The 23,600-nt window shown below is 38.5% G+C and carries 22 protein-coding genes; 9 read left to right on the top strand and 13 right to left on the bottom strand.

Translation table 11 applies throughout. The features are described 5' to 3' along the window. Positions 1-28 precede the first annotated feature (28 nt). Positions 29-844 carry a hypothetical protein gene (locus LEP1GSC202_RS09360; protein WP_015676378.1) on the bottom strand — a complete coding sequence of 272 codons (816 nt, stop codon included), beginning with the start codon at positions 842-844 and terminating at the stop codon, positions 29-31. Continuing rightward, positions 844-1,743, bottom strand: coding sequence for a histone deacetylase family protein (locus LEP1GSC202_RS09355; RefSeq protein WP_039928488.1), 900 nt, complete (start codon positions 1,741-1,743; stop codon positions 844-846). The genes LEP1GSC202_RS09360 and LEP1GSC202_RS09355 overlap by 1 nt, the downstream gene beginning before the upstream one ends. Before the next feature lie 92 nt (positions 1,744-1,835). Here LEP1GSC202_RS09355 and pyk point away from each other — a divergent pair, with 92 nt between their 5' ends. Beyond that, on the top strand, positions 1,836-3,272 hold the full coding sequence (gene pyk / locus LEP1GSC202_RS09350) for a pyruvate kinase (protein WP_039928731.1): 1,437 nt from the start codon (positions 1,836-1,838) through the stop codon (positions 3,270-3,272). On the opposite strand, the gene LEP1GSC202_RS09345 is transcribed toward pyk, so the two are convergent. From LEP1GSC202_RS09345 to LEP1GSC202_RS09315, 7 genes are all read right to left on the bottom strand, one after another. Continuing rightward, positions 3,265-4,509 (bottom strand): BaiN/RdsA family NAD(P)/FAD-dependent oxidoreductase, encoded by a 1,245-nt coding sequence (locus LEP1GSC202_RS09345; RefSeq protein WP_015677341.1) that lies wholly within the window; start codon positions 4,507-4,509, stop codon positions 3,265-3,267. The genes pyk and LEP1GSC202_RS09345 overlap by 8 nt on opposite strands. Positions 4,510-4,512: 3 nt before the next feature. After that, positions 4,513-4,935 carry a VOC family protein gene (locus LEP1GSC202_RS09340; protein ID WP_039928486.1) on the bottom strand — a complete coding sequence of 141 codons (423 nt, stop codon included), beginning with the start codon at positions 4,933-4,935 and terminating at the stop codon, positions 4,513-4,515. A gap of 12 nt (positions 4,936-4,947) precedes the next feature. Continuing rightward, the gene (locus LEP1GSC202_RS09335) at positions 4,948-6,135 is read right to left on the bottom strand and encodes a sterol desaturase family protein (RefSeq protein ID WP_015676758.1); all 1,188 of its coding nucleotides are present in this window, start codon (positions 6,133-6,135) and stop codon (positions 4,948-4,950) included. A gap of 166 nt (positions 6,136-6,301) precedes the next feature. Then, a complete protein-coding gene (locus LEP1GSC202_RS09330) occupies positions 6,302-6,913 on the bottom strand; it encodes an ABC-type transport auxiliary lipoprotein, LBF_0736 family (protein WP_015677215.1) in 612 nt (203 codons plus the stop codon). 5 nt (positions 6,914-6,918) lie between these two features. Further along, positions 6,919-7,866, bottom strand: a complete 948-nt coding sequence (locus LEP1GSC202_RS09325) for an MlaD family protein (RefSeq protein ID WP_015676665.1) — start codon at positions 7,864-7,866, stop codon at positions 6,919-6,921. After that, positions 7,863-8,630: an ABC transporter ATP-binding protein gene (locus tag LEP1GSC202_RS09320; RefSeq protein WP_015677065.1), complete on the bottom strand. Its 768-nt coding sequence runs from the start codon at positions 8,628-8,630 to the stop codon at positions 7,863-7,865. Before LEP1GSC202_RS09320 ends, LEP1GSC202_RS09325 begins: the two co-directional genes overlap by 4 nt. Then, positions 8,627-9,751: an MlaE family ABC transporter permease gene (locus tag LEP1GSC202_RS09315; protein ID WP_039928482.1), complete on the bottom strand. Its 1,125-nt coding sequence runs from the start codon at positions 9,749-9,751 to the stop codon at positions 8,627-8,629. The genes LEP1GSC202_RS09320 and LEP1GSC202_RS09315 overlap by 4 nt, the downstream gene beginning before the upstream one ends. 89 nt (positions 9,752-9,840) lie before the next feature. Between LEP1GSC202_RS09315 and LEP1GSC202_RS09310 the strand changes: the two genes are divergently transcribed. The 6 genes from LEP1GSC202_RS09310 to fliE all read left to right on the top strand — a co-directional run bounded on the left by LEP1GSC202_RS09310 (position 9,841) and on the right by fliE (position 16,723). Further along, positions 9,841-10,929 (top strand): helix-turn-helix domain-containing protein, encoded by a 1,089-nt coding sequence (locus tag LEP1GSC202_RS09310; protein WP_015677499.1) that lies wholly within the window; start codon positions 9,841-9,843, stop codon positions 10,927-10,929. Positions 10,930-11,042: 113 nt separating this feature from the next. Beyond that, on the top strand, positions 11,043-11,912 hold the full coding sequence (locus LEP1GSC202_RS09305; protein ID WP_015676540.1) for a sterol desaturase family protein: 870 nt from the start codon (positions 11,043-11,045) through the stop codon (positions 11,910-11,912). Between the two features lie 44 nt (positions 11,913-11,956). Beyond that, positions 11,957-15,061, top strand: coding sequence for a DEAD/DEAH box helicase (locus tag LEP1GSC202_RS09300; RefSeq protein ID WP_015677255.1), 3,105 nt, complete (start codon positions 11,957-11,959; stop codon positions 15,059-15,061). A gap of 274 nt (positions 15,062-15,335) precedes the next feature. Next, complete coding sequence (gene flgB / locus LEP1GSC202_RS09295; protein ID WP_015676362.1) at positions 15,336-15,767, top strand: flagellar basal body rod protein FlgB; 432 nt, start codon at positions 15,336-15,338, stop codon at positions 15,765-15,767. Positions 15,768-15,777: 10 nt separating this feature from the next. Further along, positions 15,778-16,239 carry a flagellar basal body rod protein FlgC gene (gene flgC, locus LEP1GSC202_RS09290; RefSeq protein WP_039928478.1) on the top strand — a complete coding sequence of 154 codons (462 nt, stop codon included), beginning with the start codon at positions 15,778-15,780 and terminating at the stop codon, positions 16,237-16,239. A gap of 118 nt (positions 16,240-16,357) precedes the next feature. Continuing rightward, positions 16,358-16,723, top strand: coding sequence for a flagellar hook-basal body complex protein FliE (gene fliE, locus LEP1GSC202_RS09285; protein WP_015677580.1), 366 nt, complete (start codon positions 16,358-16,360; stop codon positions 16,721-16,723). Positions 16,724-16,761: 38 nt separating this feature from the next. Here the strand turns inward: fliE and LEP1GSC202_RS20250 are convergent, their stop codons facing one another. The 3 genes from LEP1GSC202_RS20250 to LEP1GSC202_RS09270 are packed head-to-tail and all read right to left on the bottom strand — an operon-like array spanning position 16,762 to position 19,834. After that, entirely contained in the window at positions 16,762-17,205 is a 444-nt protein-coding gene (locus LEP1GSC202_RS20250) for a hypothetical protein (RefSeq protein ID WP_244147680.1), read from the bottom strand. Positions 17,206-17,251: 46 nt separating this feature from the next. After that, positions 17,252-18,184 carry an MBL fold metallo-hydrolase gene (locus LEP1GSC202_RS09275; RefSeq protein WP_039928477.1) on the bottom strand — a complete coding sequence of 311 codons (933 nt, stop codon included), beginning with the start codon at positions 18,182-18,184 and terminating at the stop codon, positions 17,252-17,254. Between the two features lie 51 nt (positions 18,185-18,235). Continuing rightward, positions 18,236-19,834 carry a xylulokinase gene (locus LEP1GSC202_RS09270; RefSeq protein ID WP_039928727.1) on the bottom strand — a complete coding sequence of 533 codons (1,599 nt, stop codon included), beginning with the start codon at positions 19,832-19,834 and terminating at the stop codon, positions 18,236-18,238. Positions 19,835-20,082: 248 nt separating this feature from the next. Between LEP1GSC202_RS09270 and LEP1GSC202_RS09265 the strand changes: the two genes are divergently transcribed. Then, on the top strand, positions 20,083-21,288 hold the full coding sequence (locus LEP1GSC202_RS09265) for an MFS transporter (protein ID WP_015677390.1): 1,206 nt from the start codon (positions 20,083-20,085) through the stop codon (positions 21,286-21,288). On the opposite strand, the gene LEP1GSC202_RS09260 is transcribed toward LEP1GSC202_RS09265, so the two are convergent. Then, the gene (locus tag LEP1GSC202_RS09260; protein ID WP_015677598.1) at positions 21,285-21,941 is read right to left on the bottom strand and encodes a TetR/AcrR family transcriptional regulator; all 657 of its coding nucleotides are present in this window, start codon (positions 21,939-21,941) and stop codon (positions 21,285-21,287) included. The two genes, LEP1GSC202_RS09265 and LEP1GSC202_RS09260, sit on opposite strands and share 4 nt — an antisense overlap. A 166-nt stretch (positions 21,942-22,107) precedes the next feature. On the opposite strand from LEP1GSC202_RS09260, the gene LEP1GSC202_RS09255 reads away from it, so the two are divergent. Beyond that, a complete protein-coding gene (locus LEP1GSC202_RS09255; protein ID WP_015676507.1) occupies positions 22,108-23,574 on the top strand; it encodes an aspartate aminotransferase family protein in 1,467 nt (488 codons plus the stop codon). The last annotated feature ends 26 nt before the right edge of the window (positions 23,575-23,600 follow it).

Here is a 23,600-nt window from a genome sequence, read left to right as displayed (position 1 = left end):
CTACTATGATTATCGGATTTTGATCCGCTTATTTTGAGACCAAACGGAATTTTAGTTTTTCTTTTACTTCTTCCACTTTTCGAAAATATGCCTCATGGAAGACTTTTTTCTCTAAATAGGGATCAGTACAGGAAATCATTTCACCATATTTCCATTCATAAGGTTCACCATTTTCATATTGAACTCGATTTTGATGGATTTGGGAGGATAAACTTCGTAAGTTTGTGCCACGGAAATTTTTCACAAGTGCACGGAATGTACCTTCTTTTTCAGGATCAATGAAACGAAATTTCCTAGAAAATAAAACAGCATCATGAAAGTATTCAGGAACATTAAATGCACCCGATGTTCCTAATTTTTGAGACAACACTCGAATGAAATCAGTAAACTCATTTAGTACATTGAGTCCTGGATACTCCTGACCAAAGTACAATTCTTTTTTAATATCACCTGGTTCAAAATTAATGTTTTGTGTTAGTAACCAATCAATGTAAATCATTGGGAACTGTTCATCATCCCCTTTTAACTGGAACTGAGATACTTTTAGTCGAGTGTGGACTAAAATCTTTTTAGATTCAGTTTTGATATAAATACGATTGTCAAAGTCATTGAGAATTTCAAGTTCGATGATAGGATTTTGAAATCCACGTTTTTCAACTGCAGAAATTAATCCTGCACTTACTAACAATTGTTCTACTTCGTAATGAGTAAAACGATTGAATAGTTTTGGCTCCATATTTAAGGATGTGTTTAGTTCTTTCGAAACATCTACTAACGACAGATCATCTAAATTCAACCAATCGGATTGGTTTTTCTTTTTGTCTGTAGATGAAAATACTCCCATTATTTTTCACCAAATGCTGTAATCGTATTAAAATGAATTTCAACTGTGTCGCGAAAGTCTCTAGCGTATCCGCCAGCCAAGGTCACCACACAAGGAATGTTTAATGATTCGGCAAATTTTCTTACCATTCGATCCCTTTCTTTCAGACCATTCATGGATACTTTTAGTTCTCCAAGTGAATCATCCTCGTAAGGATCAGCTCCTGCAACATAATAAATAATATTCGCATCAAAATCCTTTCGAATTTGTTTTAAAGATGTGTCTAATATCGATAAATATTCATCGTCCTTTGTGTTCGGTTCTAAATTCACATCTAAGTTAGATATTTCTTTCTTGGGGTAAAGATTACCTTGGTGCATCGAAAATGTGTAAACTTTGTCATCATGTTGAAAAATATACGAATTGCCATTCCCTTGGTGAAGGTCTAGGTCAATGATGAGGGCATTTTGGTTTGGTTTTGTTTCACGTTGTTTCCGAATAGCAATGGCAACGTCATTCAAATAACAAAACCCTTCTGCTTTGTCAGGGAAACTATGATGGTAACCGCCACCCATATTAAAACCAAATTGGTGTTTGTCGCAAAGTTCACTTGCGTAAATTGTTCCCCCAACTCCATACATAAAACTTTCCACAATACTTCGATTTAACGGTAATTCTGAATACATAGTGCGTGCAGTGTGTTCATAACCAAAAAGATCGTCTAAGTACTCTTTTGTATGAACCAATTCTAATTCTGCATCATCTGCCTTTTTTGGTAAAAGAATGTCCCTGGATGCAAACACTGGATCCCTTTTGACACGGTTGTATAAATGAGAATACTTATGGGCGGGGAAAACATGACCAGGCAGTTCGAGGTTGTACGAAGAATGGTAAATGAGAGCAAGTGCATTTGATGCCATTATATTGAACTTTTTTTCGAAAAATGACACAAGTCAATTCAATCCATACAATTTACTTGCAGGAAAAAACAAAAAAGCCAAGGTTAGGGTCTATGCCGGAAGACGATAAAATCCCCAAAAAACGCACTAAAATTATTTGTACCATAGGACCTGCTTCAGCAAACCGTGAAACCATTCTCAATTTGATTTATGCCGGTATGGACCTGGCCCGTATGAATTTTTCTCATTCCACACATGATTACCATAAAGAGATCTTCGAGTTACTCAGGGAATGTGAACAGGAATCAGGTAAATCCATCGGGATCCTAGCAGATTTACAAGGTCCAAAAATTCGTACGGGTAAACTCGGATCTGGCCCCATCGAATTGAAAGCAGGTGACCAAATTGCCATCAACAATAAAGGTGATTTTTTAGGGAACAAAGATGAGATTGGTTGCACCTACCAATACATTTTAAATGATATCGATGTTGGACATAAAATTCTCATCGACGATGGGAAACTTGCCTTTGTTGTAAAATCCAAAACAAAAGAACGAGCCACATTAGAAACGGTGATCGGTGGAGTATTAAAAGACAATAAAGGTATCAATTTACCTGGGACTCCCATTTCTGCTCCTGCCCTTTCCGAAAAAGACATCGAAGACTTACAATTTGCACTCTCACTTGGTGTTGACTATATAGCTTTATCATTTGTTAGACGAGCAAGCGATTTGGAAATGGCACGTCAATTCATGAAAGATAGTTATGCTGGCCTCATTGCAAAGATCGAGCGACCTGAAGCCATCCAAAACATTGAAGAGATCATAGACCATTGTGATGGCATTATGATCGCAAGGGGAGATCTTGGAGTGGAACTCGACACACAATATGTCCCAATCATCCAAAAGGAAATGATTACAAAACTCAATCAACGAGGAAAACCAGTCATTACCGCCACACAAATGTTAGAGACTATGATCGACAATCCGCGACCGACAAGGGCTGAGGCAAGTGATGTCGCAAATGCTGTTATGGATGGAACCGATGCAGTAATGTTGTCTGGCGAAACAGCTTCTGGAAAATACCCAGTGGAAACCGTCAAAACGATGACAAGTATCATCCAAGCAGCAGAAGAATCAGAAATTTATTTATCTCATTTACGAAGTATGGACCGTTCTGAATTTGAAGTTGAGCGAACTGCTCTTGGTAATGCTGCAGAATCCATTTCTCGTTCCATACATGCAAAGGCGATTATCAATTTCACTCGATCAGGATATTCATCACTCTTATCATCTGAATTTCGTCCTTTGAATCCAATTTATTCTTTCACTCCCTTTTTAGGAACGGCGAGAAAGATGCAATTGTTTTGGGGAGTTGAATCCTATGTGATGCCAATGATGGATAAGTTTCCCGATATGATTGCGTTTATGAGTAAAACTCTGAAATCAGAAGGTAAATTAAAATCGGGAGATACGGTTGTAATTTTATCTGGGGCACCAGGTTCTGTCGCACAAACTGTAGATTTTATACAAATCCACAAAATCAAATAATAGAGTGTTTTCGAATTCCTTGGGCGGCAATCACACTTGTCGTCCAAGCATTTTGAAAATTAAACCCACCTGTAATTCCATCGATATCAATCACTTCACCAACAAAGTACAATCCAGGGCAAAGTTTACTTTCCATGGTTTGGAAATGGATTTCCTTTCGGTTCACACCACCAGCGGTTACGAACTCATCCTTAAATACACCTTTTGCCATCATCTGTAATTTTTTTTGTGTTAGGTTGAGGGATAAATCACGTATTTCTGATTTACTTAAATCCGAGTAACGTTTGTTATCTGAAATATTTGATTCTTTTAAAATCCAATCAAAAAAACGAGAAGGTAATTTCCAATTGGGATTTGCCGATATCTTTTCACCGGGAGAAGATTCTTTTTGTTTCCAATAGAAATTTTCCACATTTTGAGTGGATTCACTTCCAACCCAGTTGAGTGATAAATTCACTTTGTAATTGGCTTCAAATAAAGTACGAGCTTCCCAGGCAGATAGTCTTAATGCAGCTGGGCCACTCAGTCCCCAATGTGTGATGAGGATGGGACCACTTTGAGCTTTTCCCTTTGGCACAATTTTGATTTCAGCATTTGGAACAACAAGACCTGTTAATTCAATTAAATCGGTATTTGCTAAAGTGAGAGTGAATAAAGAAGGAACCGGGTCTACAATCGTATGATTGAGTTTTTCTAAAATGCTCCAAACCTTTCGATTGGAACCAGTTGCCATCACAACGATATCAAAAAATTCTTCCTTACCACCTTCCCACAGCAAACGAAACCTTTCTATTTGGTTCTCTAATTGGTAAATCCCAACTAATCCTTGTTCAAAATGGATAGGAATTTTATACTTTTTAAGTTCATTCAAAAAACAATTGATGATAGTTTCGGATTTGTCTGTGATAGGAAACATCCTTCCATCGGCTTCTGCTTTGAGAGTCACACCTCTTTTAGCAAACCATTCGATGGTATCCTTTGGTTGGAATCGTTCAAATGCCCATCGTAATTCTTTTTGGCCGCGTGGGTATCTAAGTGATAATCGTTCTGGGTCAAACAATTGGTGAGTAACATTACACCTCCCTCCTCCGGAAATACGAAGTTTGGTTAAAGGTTCTTTCGACCGTTCAAATATTTGAATGGTAACGTTTCCCTGCAAAGACTCATAAATCTGTAGAGCCGCAAAACAACCTGAGGCACCTGCCCCAATCACTGCGATTTTGGGTTTATGACCCAAAACTCACCACTCCCCAGAATTTGGCATAGACACCCATGGTTCCTTTGGAGGCAAAGGGTTTCCTTTTTGTAATAACTCAATGGAAATCGAATCTGGTGATCTAACAAATGCCATACGACCATCCCTTGGGGGTCTGTTAATGACAACTCCCATCGATTGGATTTTTTCGCAAAGATCGTATATATTATCCACTTCATAGGCAAGATGCCCAAAATTCCTTCCTATGGAATATGGTTCCGCCTGATCCCAGTTATATGTAAGTTCGATTTCTGACAAATCTTCTTCTCCAGTTGTTAGAAACACAAGAGTGAATTTTCCATCTGGGTATTCCTTCTTACGTGAGACTTTTAAGCCCAAAATATCTACAAAAAAATGGAGTGCTTTCTCCAAATTTTGGACTCGGATCATTGTATGTAAATATTTCATATTTTAATTGTTCTATTTTGTAAAAAAATAAACCAACAAAAATAGCCAAGAGAAATACTTGGGAATCTCGACTCTAAACCATTCTTTTTTTCCTTCGAGTAACTTCCCTAAAGAATAAAAAGAAAATACAAGTAGGACCAATACAGAACTGACTTCAGGTAAACGAAACAAATGCATACGTTTTAAAAAATACAAGGTTAGAATTGTCGGAATGGCAAATTGGAAACCTAAATACACCCTGTAGATCGTTGGACCAGAGGGAATTCGGAATACAGAATTGAACACCTTTTGTGTGAGTTCTAACTTATGGTGTGCCAACCAAATTTTTGGATCTCGTACACCACGATCCATTGCGATTTGTAAATCATCTGGCCGAACAGATGGGTATGAAAAAAACGAAACAATCCCTTGCCATTTGTATTTAGTTTGAATCAAATCCGAAAACAAATCCTTTAACACATGAATGTTTGCACCGATAGGATCATATTGATGCAATTGTGAGGTGAGTCCATACCTTGGCTCAAAACTTTCTTCACAAAAAGTTCCAAACAATTTATCCCAAACAATAAATACACCTCCATAGTTTTTATCAATGTATTCTGGATTCATCGCATGGTGAACCCTGTGATGAGATGGTGTTACAAATATTGCTTCAAACCATTTGGGTAGTTTATTGATGGTTCGAGTATGGACCCAAAATTGATAAGTCCGATTGAGTGCATCAATGATGAGATAGGATTCAACAGGGAAACCAAGTAGTGCCAGAGGTAAATAAAACATACCTATCCCAATATTTCGAATGAAAGATTGCCTGAGCGCAACCGACAAATTAAACTCTTCACTCGAATGGTGGACCACGTGTGAAGCCCAAAGGATTTTGATTTCATGGCTATAACGATGAGCCAAATAAAACAAAAAATCCAATAGGACAAATAATACAAGCCAATGCAAAAAAGAATTTGTTCCGAGAAAAACTTTATTTAGTCCTTCGACACCAAATGATAAATCATATAGTTTAGAATAAACAAATACAACACCAAGCAATATGAGACCATCAAATATGCGACTGAGAACACCCAAACTCAAATCAGCAATCGAATCTTCATAGAAGTAATAATCTTTTTTTGTATATCGAGTGTAGATAATCTCGATGAGCATCAAAATGAAATAAAATGGAACAATGGTTTCGATCAATCGCATAGCTTACCTTAAGATTTTATATAGATGAAATCATTTAAGTAAGCAAGTATATTTCCTAGGATTTGATTTAGATCCAAAATTTATAATTGGAATTTGATCCAATGAGTTTGTTTCTAGAACTTGTTCGTTTTTGGAAACCAACTTCAATCAATATCGAACAATTACGTTATTTCAATTGTTTACTCAGCTCAAGATTCATTTCTGATAGTGTTTTACTTAACGCAGAGTTCCAACCAATCACAAGTGATTCTGCATCTTTTTTTTCAATCGTAATGTATTCTTTGTATGTTTTACGAAACACAGGTGCGGAAATACTATCTTTATCTTCATACACAACAACTTCAAATTCGATAACTGCTTTAGGTTCCTTAGATCGGAAGTCACCGTACAATTGTGAAAGGTTTAGTTCGATAAAATGAGTGATACTAACTCTTGTATGAAGGTTTGCATCCCATTCAAAATTTCCAGAACGAATTAGTGATTTTGAAAATTCCTCTTTGAAATTATGAGAAGGAGGAATGAAAAAGCCATTATAAAAATCTGATTCATATACTACATTATCTTTGCGGTAAACAAACTCTTTCCCTTCAAACCGAGGAGAGATAAATACTTTTCTCACTAAAAATGTTCTTGGTTTTGGAGAAGCAAACAACGGTTTGATTTCACCCGTTTCCATTAAAAAAAATCTTTTTTCAGGGAAGGTTTTGGTGACTCCAAAACATTGTGTAAACAAAACACTTATCGCACTGAGGAATAAAATTTGACTCAATAATTTCATTTAGTTCATTTCCATAATTTAGACTTGTTTGGTGCTTCTCCAAACAAGAACTGTGAAGGGTATTTTTTTGCATTGGCTGTAACTTCCTTTAAGTCTTCCGATGCAATTCGTAAATTTTCAATTGAGGTTGAAATATCTCCTTGGTTCGAAGCAAGTAACGTATCCAAACGTTTTAAGGTAGTTTGTAACTGTGTGACAGATTGGTCTAGTTTTTTGGGAAGGTTTTGTGTCTCAGGACTTGCGATAAGAGATTTCACTTCTCCATTTGTTTTACGTAGATCCACCAATAAAGAAGTAGCCTCCCTCGATAAATCGCCTAAACGAGCATCCAAAATGGTTTGGTTTAAATTTTTGATAAGGTCACCTACACCTAACAATATTTTATCGACGTCCGCTTTTTCTACTTTATCAAAGAATTTATCAACCGAAGCGGTGAATCTTGAAATTGTACTTGGTGCGGAAGGAATATACACAGTTTTTGGTTCCCACTCAATCGACAAAGGTGGATTTTTTTCTGGGTTTAAATAGTCTACTTCTAAATAAGCCGTACCCGTTAATCCTTGTGAGGCGAGCCGGACTCTTAATCCACTTTGGATCATACGTTGTACGGTTTTTTTCAAATCATTGCCGTATACACCTTTTACAAAATCTGGAACCGACATTTTAATGAGAACATACCTTCCGTACCGAAGGGCAGTATCATCGTTTAATTTGTCAGCATACTCATTTTGCACAAATGTGATCTCTTGGACGGTTCCTACTTTAACACCACGGTGTTTGACAGGAGAACCTATATCCAAACCTTGCACGGATTCATCAAAGTATGTTTCTAAGCTTACAGACCTTTGGAAGATGTTTCCAGCAGTAAAGACAATGAGAAATAAGATCAAAGTGAAAAAACTGACTAAAACAAATACACCAACTTTGAAATAAATTTTATTGGATTGGTTCATAAGGTTAAATCCTCCTGTGGGATACGATTGAAAAATTGACGGACAAATGGATCTTTTGACTTCTCTTTTAAATCTTTTGGTTTTCCTTCTGCAATAATCCCTTTTTTGGATTTGTCGAGTACGATGACACGATCTGCCATTGTAAAAACAGAGGGCAATTCATGTGTAACAATAACAAACGTTACACCCAGAGTTCGAGACAAGCGAATGATTAGATAGTCAAGTTCCACACTGGTAATCGGATCAAGACCAGCACTTGGTTCGTCCAAAAATATAATTTCAGGATCCATCGCCATGGCTCTTGCAATCGCCGCCCTTTTTTTCATCCCACCTGATAATTCAGACGGTGTAAGATGCGCAAAAGGAAAAAGTCCCACCATTTTTAATTTGGTCATCACAATTTCATTCATAATGGGTAAAGGAAGGTTTGTAAACTCTTCCAAAGGTAATCTTACATTTTCCAAAAGGGACATAGAACCAAACAAAGCACTTTGTTGGTACATCACACCAATGCGATTCCAAATTCGTACCTTTTGTTTGCCTTCCGCTTGGACAATGTCATCCTCATCGATCCAAATTTTGCCACTGAAAGGTTTGGTTAACCCAATCATATTTTTAAGAACTGTCGATTTTCCGCAGCCAGAGCCACCGAGAATTCCAAAAATTTCTCCTTTGTATACATCAAAGGATATATCTTCCATGATGACCGAATGTCCATAACCTGTTGTTAGGTGTTCGACTTTGATGATTGGTTTTTCTTTCATATGCGTAGATAAAAATATAAAACAGAAAAGATCCCATCTAAGATGGAAACAAGGATGATGGATCCAACAACTGCCGAAGTTGTTGATTCACCCACGGCACCCGCACCCGATGCTGTTTTCAAACCACGATAACATCCAATCGAAGCAATGATCATTCCAAAAAAATAAGATTTAAGAAGTCCACCTAATATATCGGAAAGTCCAACAGCAATGTTCACTTGGTTCACAAAGGTGACGAGAGGAAAACCAAAGCTAACTAGGACCACAGCTCCACCAATCAGACCAAACAAATTGAATACGATAGTGAGTAGTGGCGTGACGATAAGGGATGCAACAAGCCTCGGGATGATGAGAAACTGCACAGGAGGAAGGCCCATGGTTGTGAGTGCATCAATCTCTTCCGAAACTTTCGTGGTTCCAAGTTCTGCCGCAAACGCAGATCCCGATCGTCCCGATAAAATAAAAGCGGTCATGAGTGGTCCGAGTTCTCGGAAAAGTGAAAGTCCAACCAAGTTGGCAACAAAGATTTCAGCGCCAAATCTTCTCATCGGAATAGCAGATTGAAAGGACATAATAAGACCTAATAAAAACCCTATCATGGCAATGATGGGAAATGCATTCACACCCATGGATTCGGCAACACGGAAACTATCTTTCCACCTAATTTTGGATGGATGTAAAAAAGAACGCCAAAAGGAAACTGTGAGTTCTCCAGTAAACGTTACTAAATATTTGAATTCCAATAAGGAATCAATTGTAAGTTTTCCGATTTGTTCTGATTTACGTAAAGCATCGGCTAATTGCTCTTTGTATTTTTTGCTATCATCATTAGTAATGTTTAATCGATACTGAAACTTTTCATCTAACCCAAATAAGGTGAATTGGATTTTTCGTGATTCGCATTCAAGTCGAACTAATTTCAGAAATGAAATTCCGGAACTATCTGCCTCTCTCAAATCGTTTGCATGGATCGAAATATTTCTGGGTGTGTCTTTTTTTAAGTGATCTAAAAACCGATTCCAGTCCTTGGAAACTTCCATGGTGTTAAAAATAATGGGTAAGTGGATTTCTAAAGTATTCCCTTCCCACAAAAATGATGATTGCCTTTGGTTTGTTTCCACGTTCCAAACGTAAAACTAATTCGGAACGAACACTAGGCAAGTGATTTTATTTTACATTCTAAGGCAATTCTTTAGAGTCTACTATACCGATGGGGAATGGCGTTTTATATCTAATTGCGTTTTCAGCAGGTTTATCATTTCTCTTTGCACTCGGCGAATTTATTAGGACGAATGCGAGTCGACAGGTTTTTGTTCAGGGACTTTTATTTTTATTTGTAGCATTTTTCCAAACCCATACCTATCTTTCCTCTACGGAACTTTACCAATATTTCCCACATTTGTATCTGGTACACTTACCGTTTACCGCTTGCCTAGGATTCCTTCTAAAACAATATTTTTCAGAACTTTGGAATGAAAACCCAAACAAAAATCGATTTTCATATTGGGAATTTTTTCCAGCGATTCTTGTACTCATTTTTATGTTTCCGTTTTATACCTCTACGGCGGAAGAAAAAATAGCGATCCACAATTCCTACCTAGAGAAAGGTGTCCCCCTTCGCTTCCAATTTATTATCTTAATTGCTGTAATCCCTATCTTTTATGCGACATACTATGTTTTTTCCCACATGATTCGGTACGTGCGGTGGGAAGCATTTAAAAAATCGGCTCACCTTCGTTTGGTGGGCCTCGTTGTTGGGTTTGGTGCCATTGCAAGTGCAATAGGTGTGTATACTTTGTTTTTCCACGCGAGGCATGGGCTTCAAATTGTATCCTTTTTCATTGCAGGATTAGTCATTGGAATTTACCTATTACGCCAAAAAAGCCCAGAATTATGGGGTGAAGTGCAAAGAATTGTGATCGAAGAAAAAAAATACCAAACTTCCCAATTGGGTTCTTTTGATTTAGAAACCCTACATGTTCGGTTGAAAACACTCATGGAATCTCAAAGAGTATATTTAGATGATACCATCAATTTAGAAAAATTGGCCAAACAAATGCATTTGTCCGAACACCAACTCTCTGAATTTCTCAATTTGCATTTGAAAAAAAGTTTTTTCCACTTGGTAAACCATTACCGTATCAAGGATGCAAAGGATCTCATCACAAACCATCCTGAAAAAAATATTTTAACCATTGCCTATGAAGTTGGATTTCCATCCAAATCTACTTTCTACGATGCCTTTAAACGAGAATTGGGGCAAAGCCCGAGTGAATACCGAAAGAATGCTAAAAAATAAAAACGAACGGATCGATCCGGAGCTTTTTTTCATTCCGAATTGACCGATTCGGTCGATCCCGGGGAAAAAGAAAGTTATGATGGTGGTAGATTAAGATAGGCCAGGAGATAAATATGTTTGGTGGTCCCGTGCAATGTGAATTGGTTCTCGATTGTGTAACCAAAATTGGTTTTGCCCAAGGTGTTTTGAATTTATTACGATATTATCCCATTGCGGGATTTGCTTTCCTTTTATTTTATGTTTGGCGAAAGGATTATTTTGAATCCTATCGGATTCAAAAACTTTACCCAAAAGCAGAAAAAGTTTGGAAAGAGTTTCGTCAATCAGCTGTTACTTTACTAGTATTCACACTAGTTGCTGTTACAAACATCACTTTAATGAAAGCGAAAATTTTTCCAAGTGCGGTATACTTCGGACCTGTTTCTGGTTTTTGGGAAATCAGTTATATTTTCATCAGTTTTGCTCTTTTTACCATTTGGCATGAAACTTGGTTCTATTGGATGCACCGATTTGCTCACTTAAAAAAAGTGTACCCCCACGTACACTCCGAACACCATCAGTCAGTGAATCCATCTCCTCTAGCTGCTTACAGATTCCAAGCAACAGAAGCATTTTTGGAGGCGATTTATATCGTTCCATTTGTGATGTTTGTGCCTGTTCATTTTTATGTGGTACTCTTCCAAACCTTCTATGCGATGATCCTTAATATTTGGTGGCACCTTGGTTATGAATTTTTTCCAAAAGGTTGGGCGACTCATCCCATCACAAAATGGATCAATACTTCCACACACCACAACCTCCACCACCAAAAATTCCATGGGAATTATTCCCTGTATTTTAATGTTTGGGACCGTTTGATGGGAACAAACTTCCCTAACTACGAAGAGTATTATGAACAAGTTGTTGAGGGAAGAGAAAAGAAAAAACGGGAAAAGAGATTGGAAGGGAAAGAACAGAAGCAGATCCTAAGCGTCCAATCATAGAATTTTTCTTGTAATGCGGACATTTCTTCTTTTGTATTGGAAGAATGTCCGAACTTGTTCCAGGAATTTATGATCGGATCATTGATTTAGAATTAGCTGAAGTGCTGAATTCTTCAGACATCAAACCAATTCTAAGAGCAATTGATGATGAAGAATCACCCGCTATCTATTCCTTATTCCTTGCGAATATCCTAAAAAAGAAATTAGGAACACTAAAACCCACTCAACAAATCCAAATTTTTAACCATATCATCGATTTGTTGAGTGCTACAGATGGAGAACAATATTTAGAGCGAAAGAAATTATTGGGAGAATCCCCGACGAAACTTCTTTTATCCACAAACGAAAAATTCAAAAGACCAACAACTCCACTTTACATTAGTTCTTTGTTAACTGGCCAAGGAAACGATCCTCCTCTTAATCACGAACTTCGAATGGAACTTGCAACGGCTGATAAAGTTGATATTCTCGTTTCATTCATCAAATGGTCAGGACTTAGATTACTTTTTCCATCGTTTCAAATATTAGCAGAAAAAAATATTCCTATTCGTATCATTTCTACAAGTTATATGGGCGTGAGTGAACCTGAAGCCTTACAAAAGCTAGCTGAATTTAAAAATGTAACCATTCGAGTTTCTTACGATCCTGATAAAACAAGACTTCATGCAAAAGCCTACCATTTCCATCGAAATTCCGGTTTTTCGACGGCTTATATTGGATCGGCGAATATGACAAATGCTGCTATGACGGAAGGATTAGAATGGACAGTGAAGGTGACTGCCCAGGATATGCCACATATTTTAGAACGATTCACTGCCGAATTTGAAACCTATTGCGAAAGTCCAGAATATCAAAGATTTGATTCAAAAGCTGATTTTAATCGATTTAAGAACGCCTTAAATACATATAAAAAAATAGATTCAGTCACCTCTTCATTTTTTGCAGAACTCACTCCGAGAGTATACCAGGAAAGAATTCTAGAAGAACTTAGCTCAGAAAGAAATCTAGGAAACAATAAGAACCTTGTTGTTGCAGCCACTGGGACCGGGAAAACCGTAATCTCTGCATTTGATTATAAACGATATTGTATCAAAAGTTCTTCGAAACCTTCTCTCCTTTATGTCGCTCATAGAAAAGAAATCTTAGAACAAGCGGTGTCTTGCTTTCGGATGGCCTTACAAGATCAAAACTTTGGTTCCCTATTCGTTGATGGGATCAACCCTTTTTCAGGTAGCGAGACACCATTACATATTTTTGCTTCCATACAAAGTATCAATTCAAAACAAATTTGGAAAATTCTGGGAGAATCTTTTTTTAGCTATATCATTATTGATGAAGTTCATCATGGTAGTGCCACAAGTTACCGCTCCATATTTTCTGAATTCAAACCTGAATTGCTGTTAGGTTTAACTGCAACACCTGAACGAATGGATGGTGATTCGATATTACCTGACTTTAATTATCGAATTACATCTGAAATACGACTTCCTGAAGCATTAGAAGAAAGATTACTTTGCCCTTTCCATTATTTTGGAATTACCGATAATATTCAACTCACGGGAGATCAGTTTTGGAAAAACGGTAAGTTTGATCTAATGGAATTAGAGAATGTTTATACAGGAAATGATATTGTTGCCCAACAAAGAGTTAACTTAATTTATAAATCTATTAATCAATACCAACCAAATCTGGAGGGGCTGAAGGCAGTTGGATTTTGTGTCAGTGTGAAACATGCAAAATTCATGGCTGAAAATTTTCAAAAATTGGGAATTATGGCCGAAACCATTTTGGGTGAAACTGATTCGGAAACACGAAGTCAACGTATCATCGATTTTAAAAATAATAAAATCAAAATCCTTTTTACAGTTGATATCTTCAATGAAGGAGTTGATATCCCCGAAATCAATACTGTTTTATTTCTCAGACCAACAGAAAGTTTAACGATCTTCTTACAACAATTGGGAAGAGGCTTAAGGCATGCACCGAATAAAGATGCATTAACTGTATTAGATTTTATTGGTCAAACTCATAATAAATATCGCATTGATCGAAAGTTTATTTCTCTTTTGAAAAAAAATAGAAATCGATTATTAGAAGAAGTTGAATCCGAATTTCCAAACCTTCCAGCTGGTTCAGCAATTCAATTAGAGCGGATTGCAAGGGAAACGGTTTTAGAAAAAATCAAACAAGTTTATAATGATCTCATTCATTTCATTCCAGAAACGATCGAAACATGGTCTCCACAAAAAATGGGAGAACTAACTTTTTACAATTTCATTCGAGAAACATCCTTGTCTCCAATCGCTGTGCTAAAGAAAAAAACTTGGTCACAATGGAAGGCTATTGCAAAAAAACAATCTGATCCCACTGATATAGATCTTTTGAAAGGGAAATCAGCATTACTTAGAATCTCCCTTAGATCATCCAAAAAGATATTAAAAGCGACGATTGATATTGCTGATGGAAACGATTCATACATTGAATCAGATCTTTCGTTGCAAACAAGCCTTCACTATTTGATGTGGGGAGAAAAAGGAGTGAATTTGGGAATCCAAACCTGGAAAGATTCATTAGAAAAATGGAAAAGAAACCCTAGTATCATTTCAGATGCGAAAGAAATTGCAAATTGGCGCCTGGCAAATTTAGAATTCCAACCAAAAAAGATCGCCTTACCAATACCATGTGATCTTGAATTACATTCTTATGTAGGTTCAAGTGAGATCAAAGCTTCTCTTGGTTTGGCAACAATCGAAAAATCAGGTCCAACGGGACAAGGTGTCATCCATATTCCGGAAAAAAAAACCTATGTACATCTTGTTACTTTTCAAAAAGAAGAACGTGATTTTTCAATCACAACCTTATACAAAGATTACCCTATTAGCAAAACAAAACTTCATTGGGAAAGCCAATCTACAATTTCAATCGATAGCCCAACGGCTAAAAACTATTTAGAGTTTCAAAGTTTAGGTTATACCATTTTATTCTTTGCCCGGGTAAAGAAACATATAGAAGGAGAAACGGCTCCCTTTTTATTCCTTGGACAAGCGAAATCATTGATCGAATGGAAAGGGGAAAGACCCATTTCCATGATCTGGGAATTAGAATACGCGATGCCATCTGCTTTTTTTGAAGAAGCGAGAATGGGATAACCCAAAACAACTCTATCCTTTTAATCGATATTTAACATTGAAGCCCGCGGCAGGGATCGAGCGGAAATCCCTCTCCTCATTGGTTTCATCCTTTGTATTTTAACAAATCTCGATCTGGAGAGGATTGGAGGGAGAGCCCGACCCTGTTTGCCTATCATAGCTGTATTTGCAAACGGTTCGGGCCGCCCCCCTCCTTTTTTTCACTTTTTGCGACATAAATGCCTTCAGGAGGAAGGAAAACCGTCCGAAAGAGACAGTAGAGAGGAAAAGAAATATGTTTGAAGCAACACATTTCATGAAAACTCAAGACCTACTAGAACGAGGCCTTGGCGCAGCCACACAAAGACGGAAAGTGATCACCGACAATATTGCCAATGCGGATGTACCGAATTTCAAACGTTCTGAAGTGGTATTCGAATCCATGTTAAAACGAGCCATTGAATCGGAAAAAATTGAAAAGGAAAAGGCCGTTCCCACTAAAATCACAAACGATCGTCATATTGAATTTTTTAAACCTCTCGACTACCGTGATGCCAAACCGAAAACCAATTTGGATTATTTAACCACAATGAGACCAGATGGAAACAATGTGGACATTGAAAAGGAAGTGGTAGAAGCAAACCAAAACCAAATGAGTTATAGTTTGATGATTGATCGTTTGAACCAGAATAACCGTCTCCTCAACATTGTGATGAGAACCAACTAAGGAGTAAAGTATGGGCATGTTTGATTCGATTAATATTTCTGCGACAGGGCTTTCTGCCCAAAGACTCCGTATGGATGTCATCTCCAATAACATTGCCAACTCAACTACAACGAGAAACACCAACGGTGATGGTCCATTTCGTCGGGACCGAGTCATCCTAACACCGATTAACCTTAGAACACAATGGAAAAGCCCCGTGTATCCATTTGGTGTGGCCCCCGGAGAAGGGAAAGGGGTGAAGGTAATGAAGATCGAAAAGGATATGAGCCCTCTTCGTTTGACTTACGACCCATCCCATCCAGATGCGATCCAAACTGGTCCGAAAAAAGGGTATGTCGAACTCCCGAATATCAACATCGTCACAGAGATGACAGACATGATCTCAGCATCACGCTCTTACGAAGCCAATGTACAACTCATCAATGGCTCAAAAGCGATGATGAACAAAGCCATGGAAATCGGCCGGGCCTAATTACAGCTGGCCCTTCTACTTTTCCTTTTTGTTGATTTCCCATACTTTCTCATGTGACATAATTTTTTTTGCTTTAGATTTTTTAAATCCAACCGATGATTGGAATGAGGGATTCGCCATGTCCATTGATCGCATTACAAACCTATCATCTTCCACCTACAAACCACATTCTTTACTACCACAAGGGGACAAAGTGGGTATCTTTCGCTCTGATGAGCGCCATTACGGCAAAACGAATGAAGCAAAATCTCCAGATGAAGTGGCCGGCACATTTGCAGATGCATTAAAAAAAGCGTTCGAACAAGTGAACGACCAACAAGTAGAAGCAGATGAACTCACACAAAAAATAGTATTCGATCCGAACTCCGTGGAACTCCATGATGTGATGATTGCTGCAGAAAAAGCGAGGATCTCTCTAACCTTCGCCAAAACCATGTCAGATGGATTCGTAAGAGCTTATAGAGAACTCACAACATTAAGATAATGTAAGTAGTATGTAAGAGCTAAATGTCGTCTTATCTGTCAATTGATAGGACGACCAAACACTCGTTCTACGGCCTCATACCGGATCTGGATTTGGTCAGTGGGACGAACTTTCACTCCCCGTTTCATTTGCACACCATCCATCCTTTCTCCGTTGACATACACCACCCAACCCTCACTCCAAGTATTCCGCACACCATTCACTTCCATAATTTCCTCAGTTCGGTTGGTGGAGATAAAACGCATGGAAGGATCTTCTTTTTTGGACAATTCAGCGAGGAGGAAAAGTAAATCCTTTGTTTCCAATAGTCCCGATGGAATCATTTTGGTTTCTTCATACTCACGGGAGATGAATTGGATTTGGATCGTTGGTTCTTTCGATTTGTTTGCGTTAGAAGGGGTATGGCAACTCACAAAAACGAAAAAACAGAAACCAAAAATGATGGATTCTTTCGAATTGCAAACTTTTTGAATTTGATTCAACTTTCTCTTTAGGTTTGAAAAGGTGAAGGGAACCATTTGAGTTGCGTTACAAATATTTTTCGGATTTTTCAAACGCATACACCAAACCTTGTGCATTCAAATTCACATCTAAGTGCAAAAGAGACCAATCTTTTTCGGTAAGAGAAACTTCATTTCCCTCCGCTAGTATTTGCATCATTTCTTTTACTTTCGATTCCATAAACGAAAGTCGATTCCCTTTTGGTATGTTTTTTAAATCCGTCATGGCATCATGGCAAAGTGTTAAACCTTTTTTTAAATCCACTGCCCAATGATTTATGTTTTGGATTGGACCATAATGTGTCAAATAACAAACATTAGCCCCTGTGCCCAATATCAAATCGATGGAATGGATGGCCTCCTTTGCATCAAAGTCAGTAGGAGTGGTTGTCGGGAAAATAAACGACTTCCCATTTTCCAAATTTGGGTAAGAGATTCCAAAAGAATCACCAGTAAAAACTCCATTCAATTTTTTATCATAAATACAAAAGTGATGATTCGCATGCCCCTTTGTATAAATGAATTCAAAACTATGGCCTCTCCAATCCAAAAACTCACCATGTTCCATGACACGAACTCTTTCTTTTGGAATGGGTTTGATTTCCCCATACAATTTATGGAAATTCGCTTTTCCATAAACGGAAGTCGCACTTTTGATGAGAAGGCTTGGATCAATCAAATGTTTGGCGGTCTTTGGGTGGGCAAGTAAAACTGCATTTGGACATTTTTCGAGTAATAACCAAGCTCCACCGGCATGGTCTAGATGAACATGTGTGACAATGATATATTCGATACGATGAACATCGATTAGGTGATTTTCGATAGCAGAAAGAATTTTAGGAATGGCATGTGTTGTATTTGTCTCAATGACAATTCCATGCCCTTCCTCTTCAATGAGATACGCTGAGGCAACTTGTTTTAGGCCAGCGTATTCCGTATCAATCGTGAAAAAAGAGCTCATACTCATACAGTTTGGCCTAAAGAATCACATTGTCAGCTTAAATTCTGTCGATTATGAATTTAATATTTCAAAATGCTTTTGATTGGATGTGTATAGATTTTTAAATACTGAAAAGTTTTGATCATAGATAGGCTTTAGATTGGGATTGGGGTTCCAAGTTTGATCAACAGGGATCATTTGTTTGATGTCCTCATACTCTTTGATTTTCCCAAGTCCCAATGCGGCAATGGCAGCAGCACCAATGGCACCAACGTTTTCCGGGTGTTCCACTCTTTCTATGGTTTTTCCAGTAATATCAGCTAACATTTGACAGATGAAACTAGACCTAGCAACTCCACCAACAAAACGAATCGGATTCGAAGTTTTGACTTTCCTATTGGACAATTCCAAAATCCATCGTTTATGGAATAAAATCCCTTCGATGACAGAACGGATCAAAACACGTTTTCCTGTATTTAGGCTGATATTAAAAAAGATCCCTCGTGCTTTTGGGTCTTCAAAGGGACAACGGTTTCCATGTAACCATGGTGTAAAGATAACACCTTGTGAACCAGGTTCCGTGTCTTTGATGGAATCAAACATAAACTCAAATAAACTCTCATAAACTGCATCAGGGCCATCAGTGATTTTCTTTTTTTCTAAATATAAATCAATTTCATCTAAGGCCAAATGGTCTTTCACCCATTGTAAACATTTCCCTGAAGTTTCTTGTTCCCCAAAATAATTATAATACCCTTCTCTTGCGCCAACGATGGATGCAATCCTTGCATTAATATCGACGGTTCTTTTTTTTGTTACTGTGCCGATCCAACCAGACGTCCCGGCATAAATATGTGTATCACCCAGGGTAACTGCTCCAGCACCCACTCCGATGAGAGAGGCATCTCCTCCACCACCAAACACAGGAGTACCTGGCATGAGTCCTAAAAAATCGGCAGATTCCTTTGTTAACCCACCCACTTTCTCTTCTGCATTGATGATCTTTGGTAAATGTTCACGTTTCACCCCAAACAGTTTGCAAAGTAGTGGACTCCAATTTCCTTTTCCCTTTCTTGAATTATATAAAAATGTAGCAAATGCAGAATCCCTTGTCATCACTGCTTGGTTTGTAGACCGGGCAATCAAATATTCTTTGACATCAAACCACCACTTCACCTTTCGAAAGTTATCTGGCTCATTTTTTTCAACCCATTTGTATTTCCAAAGCGGATCTTTCACACTCGCTGCCACTGCCCCAGTGATCCAAAGTGATACAAAAAGTTTGATGGCATTGATACCTTCAATTTTGAGTCCATGTAAGATCCCAGTTTTCATTTCCAAACCGGCTCTTTGGTCCATATAACTCATTGCATTCCGAACGGGCCGGAATGTTTCATCTACAAGCACAAGTCCTTGCATCTGGGAACAAAAGGAAATCCCCTGAATGAATTCTTTTTTTACCCCACTGTCATCTAATACGTCTTTGGTGGTAGATTGCATCGCCATCCACCAATCTTCGGGATTTTGTTCCGCACCCCCATTTGGCAAAAGTTGGATTGGGTATTCTTTTGTGGCAGAAGCAACAAGCTCCAGGGCAGAATCCATACGGAACAGACAGGTTTTGACCCCAGTCGTGCCAATATCGTAGGCGAGTATGCAATCGTTCTCCATGGAAACTCCTTCAATTCGGGGCTTTCTCTCCCATTTTTCTTGTGTTTGCCCTCCATTTAGGGTCAATTTGGGATTTTTCTTTCCCAACCGGAAAAAAGTGAGTGATCACTCACAAAGATTTCGTAGGATCAGCTCCGTTGGCAATCGATTTTTGATCTCTACCAACCGTTTCCGAACGAAGTGAGCAGACTTACGAAATGGGATCCAAAAACGATGTGTAACCATTGGGAAACAAGGGAGGGATTTCTATGAACCAAGTGCCAGTAAAACTATATCGATACCGTTGGGTGGTACTTTTTGCCTACATCGTGATCACAGCGACCATTTGTTTGCAATGGCTTACGTTTGCACCAATCGCAAGGGAAGCAAAAGAGTTTTTCCAAGTCTCTGCCTTACAGATTGATCTCCTCTCTCTTATCTTTTTAGTCGTTTTTGTCTTCATCGCAATCCCCGCTTCCTATGTCATTGATACTTATGGAGTGAAAATTGGTGTTGGATTTGGAGCAATCCTAACAGGTGTTTTTGGGTTACTCAAAGGTTTTTACGCATCTGATTATACGATGGTATTTGTTTGCCAACTTGGCCTTGCGATCGCCCAACCATTTTTACTCAATGCGGTAACAAAAATCAGTGTATTATGGTTTCCCATCCAAGAACGAGCCACTTCCGTTGCTCTTGGAACCCTCGCTCAGTTTTTAGGGATCATCATTGTGATGATCCTCACACCTATTTTATTACACAGTGGACAGACCATTCCACAAGTGATGAAGGTATATGGATTTGTTTCAATGGTGAGTGCGATTCTATTTTTAATTTTGATCAAAGAAAAACCACCTACTTCGCCAAGTACCCACGGGGAAGACCATGAATTGCCTTTTATGGAAGGGATATCTTTTTTATGGAAACAAGCGGATATGAAAAAAATTCTTTTTTTGTTTCTGATTGGGCTTGGTGTCTTCAATGCAGTGAGTACTTGCATTGATCAAATTTGTGAGATCAAGGGACTTACCACAGAAGAATCCGGTCTTGTGGGAGGTGTGATGCTCATCGCAGGGATTTTTGGAGGTGTGATCATCCCACCGATCTCTGACAAAATCCAAAAACGAAAACTATTTTTAATCATCGCAATGATTGGGTTCATGACAGGGCTTAGCATTTTTGTTTTGTTAGAAGGTTTTATAAGCTTACTTTTTGGATCGATTGTGATTGGATTTTTTCTACTTGGAATTGGTGCACCCATCGGGTTCCAATACTGTGCTGAAATTACATCCCCTGCACCAGAATCAACTTCACAAGGATTATTACTGCTTGTAGGCCAAGTATCAGGAATTCTTTTCATCCTAGGACTTAACTTTTTTGGGATGGTATCGTTTTTATATGTATTACTGGCACTAACAGCAATTACACTTGCTTTAGTCTTTCGACTAAAAGAAAGTCCGTTTATGGAACCTTAACGGACACCGAGTGCTCGTCTGATGAATTTCATAACAGCTTGGACAATGTCTTCATCTTTTTCAAAGACACCATCCCCTAAATAGATTTTCATCCTTTCCTTGTAGTACACAGTGGCATAAGAAAACTGTAAGGTCATAAAGATATTATCAAGTAAAAAGGCAGACAAATTACTATCCACATCACTGGCAATGGTTCCTTCTTCCTTTGCCTTTTGAATCAAATCGATATAACATTTTGCTGATAGAGATTCCAACTCACCTGACAGGCGTGTGATGAGTTCATAATTACTTTCTGTTGTCATTTCATTGTAGAGCCGGATGATGTCTTGGTTAGTGCGAGAGTGAGTTTGGATGATCCGAATGATCTTTTCAATTTTACCAAAAAAATCCAAATCCATGGACAAAACGGTTTCCAATGTTTTTTCCAATTGGTTGATCCCGTAATCCACAACCGTAAGGAAAAAATCTTCTTTGGTTTCGAAGTACTTATAAAGGGAACCAACACTGATCCCTGCTTTTTGGGCGATCGTATTGGTATTGGCGCTCGTAAAACCCCGGTTGGCAAACTCAGAAATGGCAATGGATAAAATCCGAGTCCGTTTTTCTTCTGAAATCCGTTCGAAACTTTCGTTAAAGTGTTTTGTCTCTGCCATACCCATCCCCGTCCTATAAATGAAAAAAGGCTGGATTTCTCAAGGAAATTGATCTGAATTTCGAGTGAATCCAGGAAACTTTCGCATTTTGAGAATTTCCTTCTTGACAATGAGTGATGACTCACTCATTGTCAAGTCAAAAGAACCCTGACGAGGTAACGATCGTATGGCCACAGGCTTTTCCATCAACGAATACCCAAACGTAGAACAAACCTACAAAGACTTACGGAAATTAGTTTCCTTGCCGATCCGTTCTATCCGCAAAACTGAAATGGAGAACATCCTCCAAAACTATTTTGAAAAAAAATGCATTCAGTCCAAAGCAATGATCACAAAGGCTTCGGAATACATCCCGGGTGGTGTCCAACACAACTTATCCTTTAATTTTCCTTTCCCTCTTGTTTTCACAAAAGCAGCAGGGGCGTATCTCTATGATTTGGATGGGAACAAATACATCGACTTCTTACAAGCCGGTGGACCAACAGTCCTCGGCAGTAACCCTACGAGCGTTCGTAAAAAAGTCATCGAACTATTGGATACCACAGGTCCTGTGACAGGGCTCTTCCACGAATACGAATACAAACTTGCTGAAAAAATTGTCGAACTTGTTCCTTCAGTGGAAATGTTTCGTATGTTAGGTTCCGGAACCGAAGCCTGTATGGCTTCCATCCGAGTGGCAAGGCTTGCCACCAAAAAGAAAAACATCGTCAAGATGGGAGGAGCCTACCATGGATGGAGTGACCAACTTGCCTACGGATTACGAATCCCAGGCACAAGGCATTTTGAAGCCAATGGTGTTCCTAGATCAATCTTCAAATACACACAAGAATTTTATCCGAACGATTTGAACTCACTCGAATCTGTCTTGAAACGAAATCGTTTTTTTGGAGGAACTGCCGCTGTCCTCATCGAACCAGTTGGTCCTGAAAGTGGAACAAGACCTCTTGATCTCAATTTTAACAAAGGAGTGAGAGAACTTTGTAACAAATACGGAGCCCTTCTCATCTTTGATGAAGTGGTCACTGCATTCCGAATTGGTCTCAGTGGTGCCCAAGGTTATTTTGGTGTGGACCCTGACCTCACTGTGTTTGGAAAGGTTGTCGCTGGTGGGTATCCATCTGCAGGTGGTCTTGGTGGAAAAAAAGAATACATGAAGTATGTATCTGCCGGATTACAAACTGGCACCAAAAAAGCGTTAATCGGTGGGACTATGGCGGCAAACCCACTCAGTTCGCTTGCCGGTTACTTTACGTTATGCGAAATGGAAAAAACAAAGGCATGTGAAACATCAGGCCGAGCCGGCGACAGACTCACAAAAGGCCTACAAAAACTCATCAAAAAATACGATTTACCTTTTGTTGCTTTCAACCAAGGGTCCATTTGCCACTTGGAGACCGTTGGTACGATGTTACTTGATATCAATATCAAAAAGTTTTGGACCATCAAAAAAACCATTGCAGAAGCACACAAACGGAAACATGCAATGGAAGAGATGGGAGCCGCTTATATGTCAGAAGGACTTGTGACCTTAGCGGGTAGTCGTTTGTATACAAGTGCAGCCGATACCGACGCAGTGATTGATGATGCTTTGAAACGTTTTGACAGAGTCTTCCAAAAAGTGGAAGGGGTATAAGCATTCTTAATGATTAAAATAGTTAG

Origin of the sequence: Leptospira yanagawae serovar Saopaulo str. Sao Paulo = ATCC 700523 (assembly GCF_000332475.2) — a bacterium.
GTDB lineage: Bacteria > Spirochaetota > Leptospiria > Leptospirales > Leptospiraceae > Leptospira_A > Leptospira_A yanagawae.
Note: the sequence above shows the minus strand (reverse complement) of the source record. Positions and strands in the feature narration are given on the sequence as shown.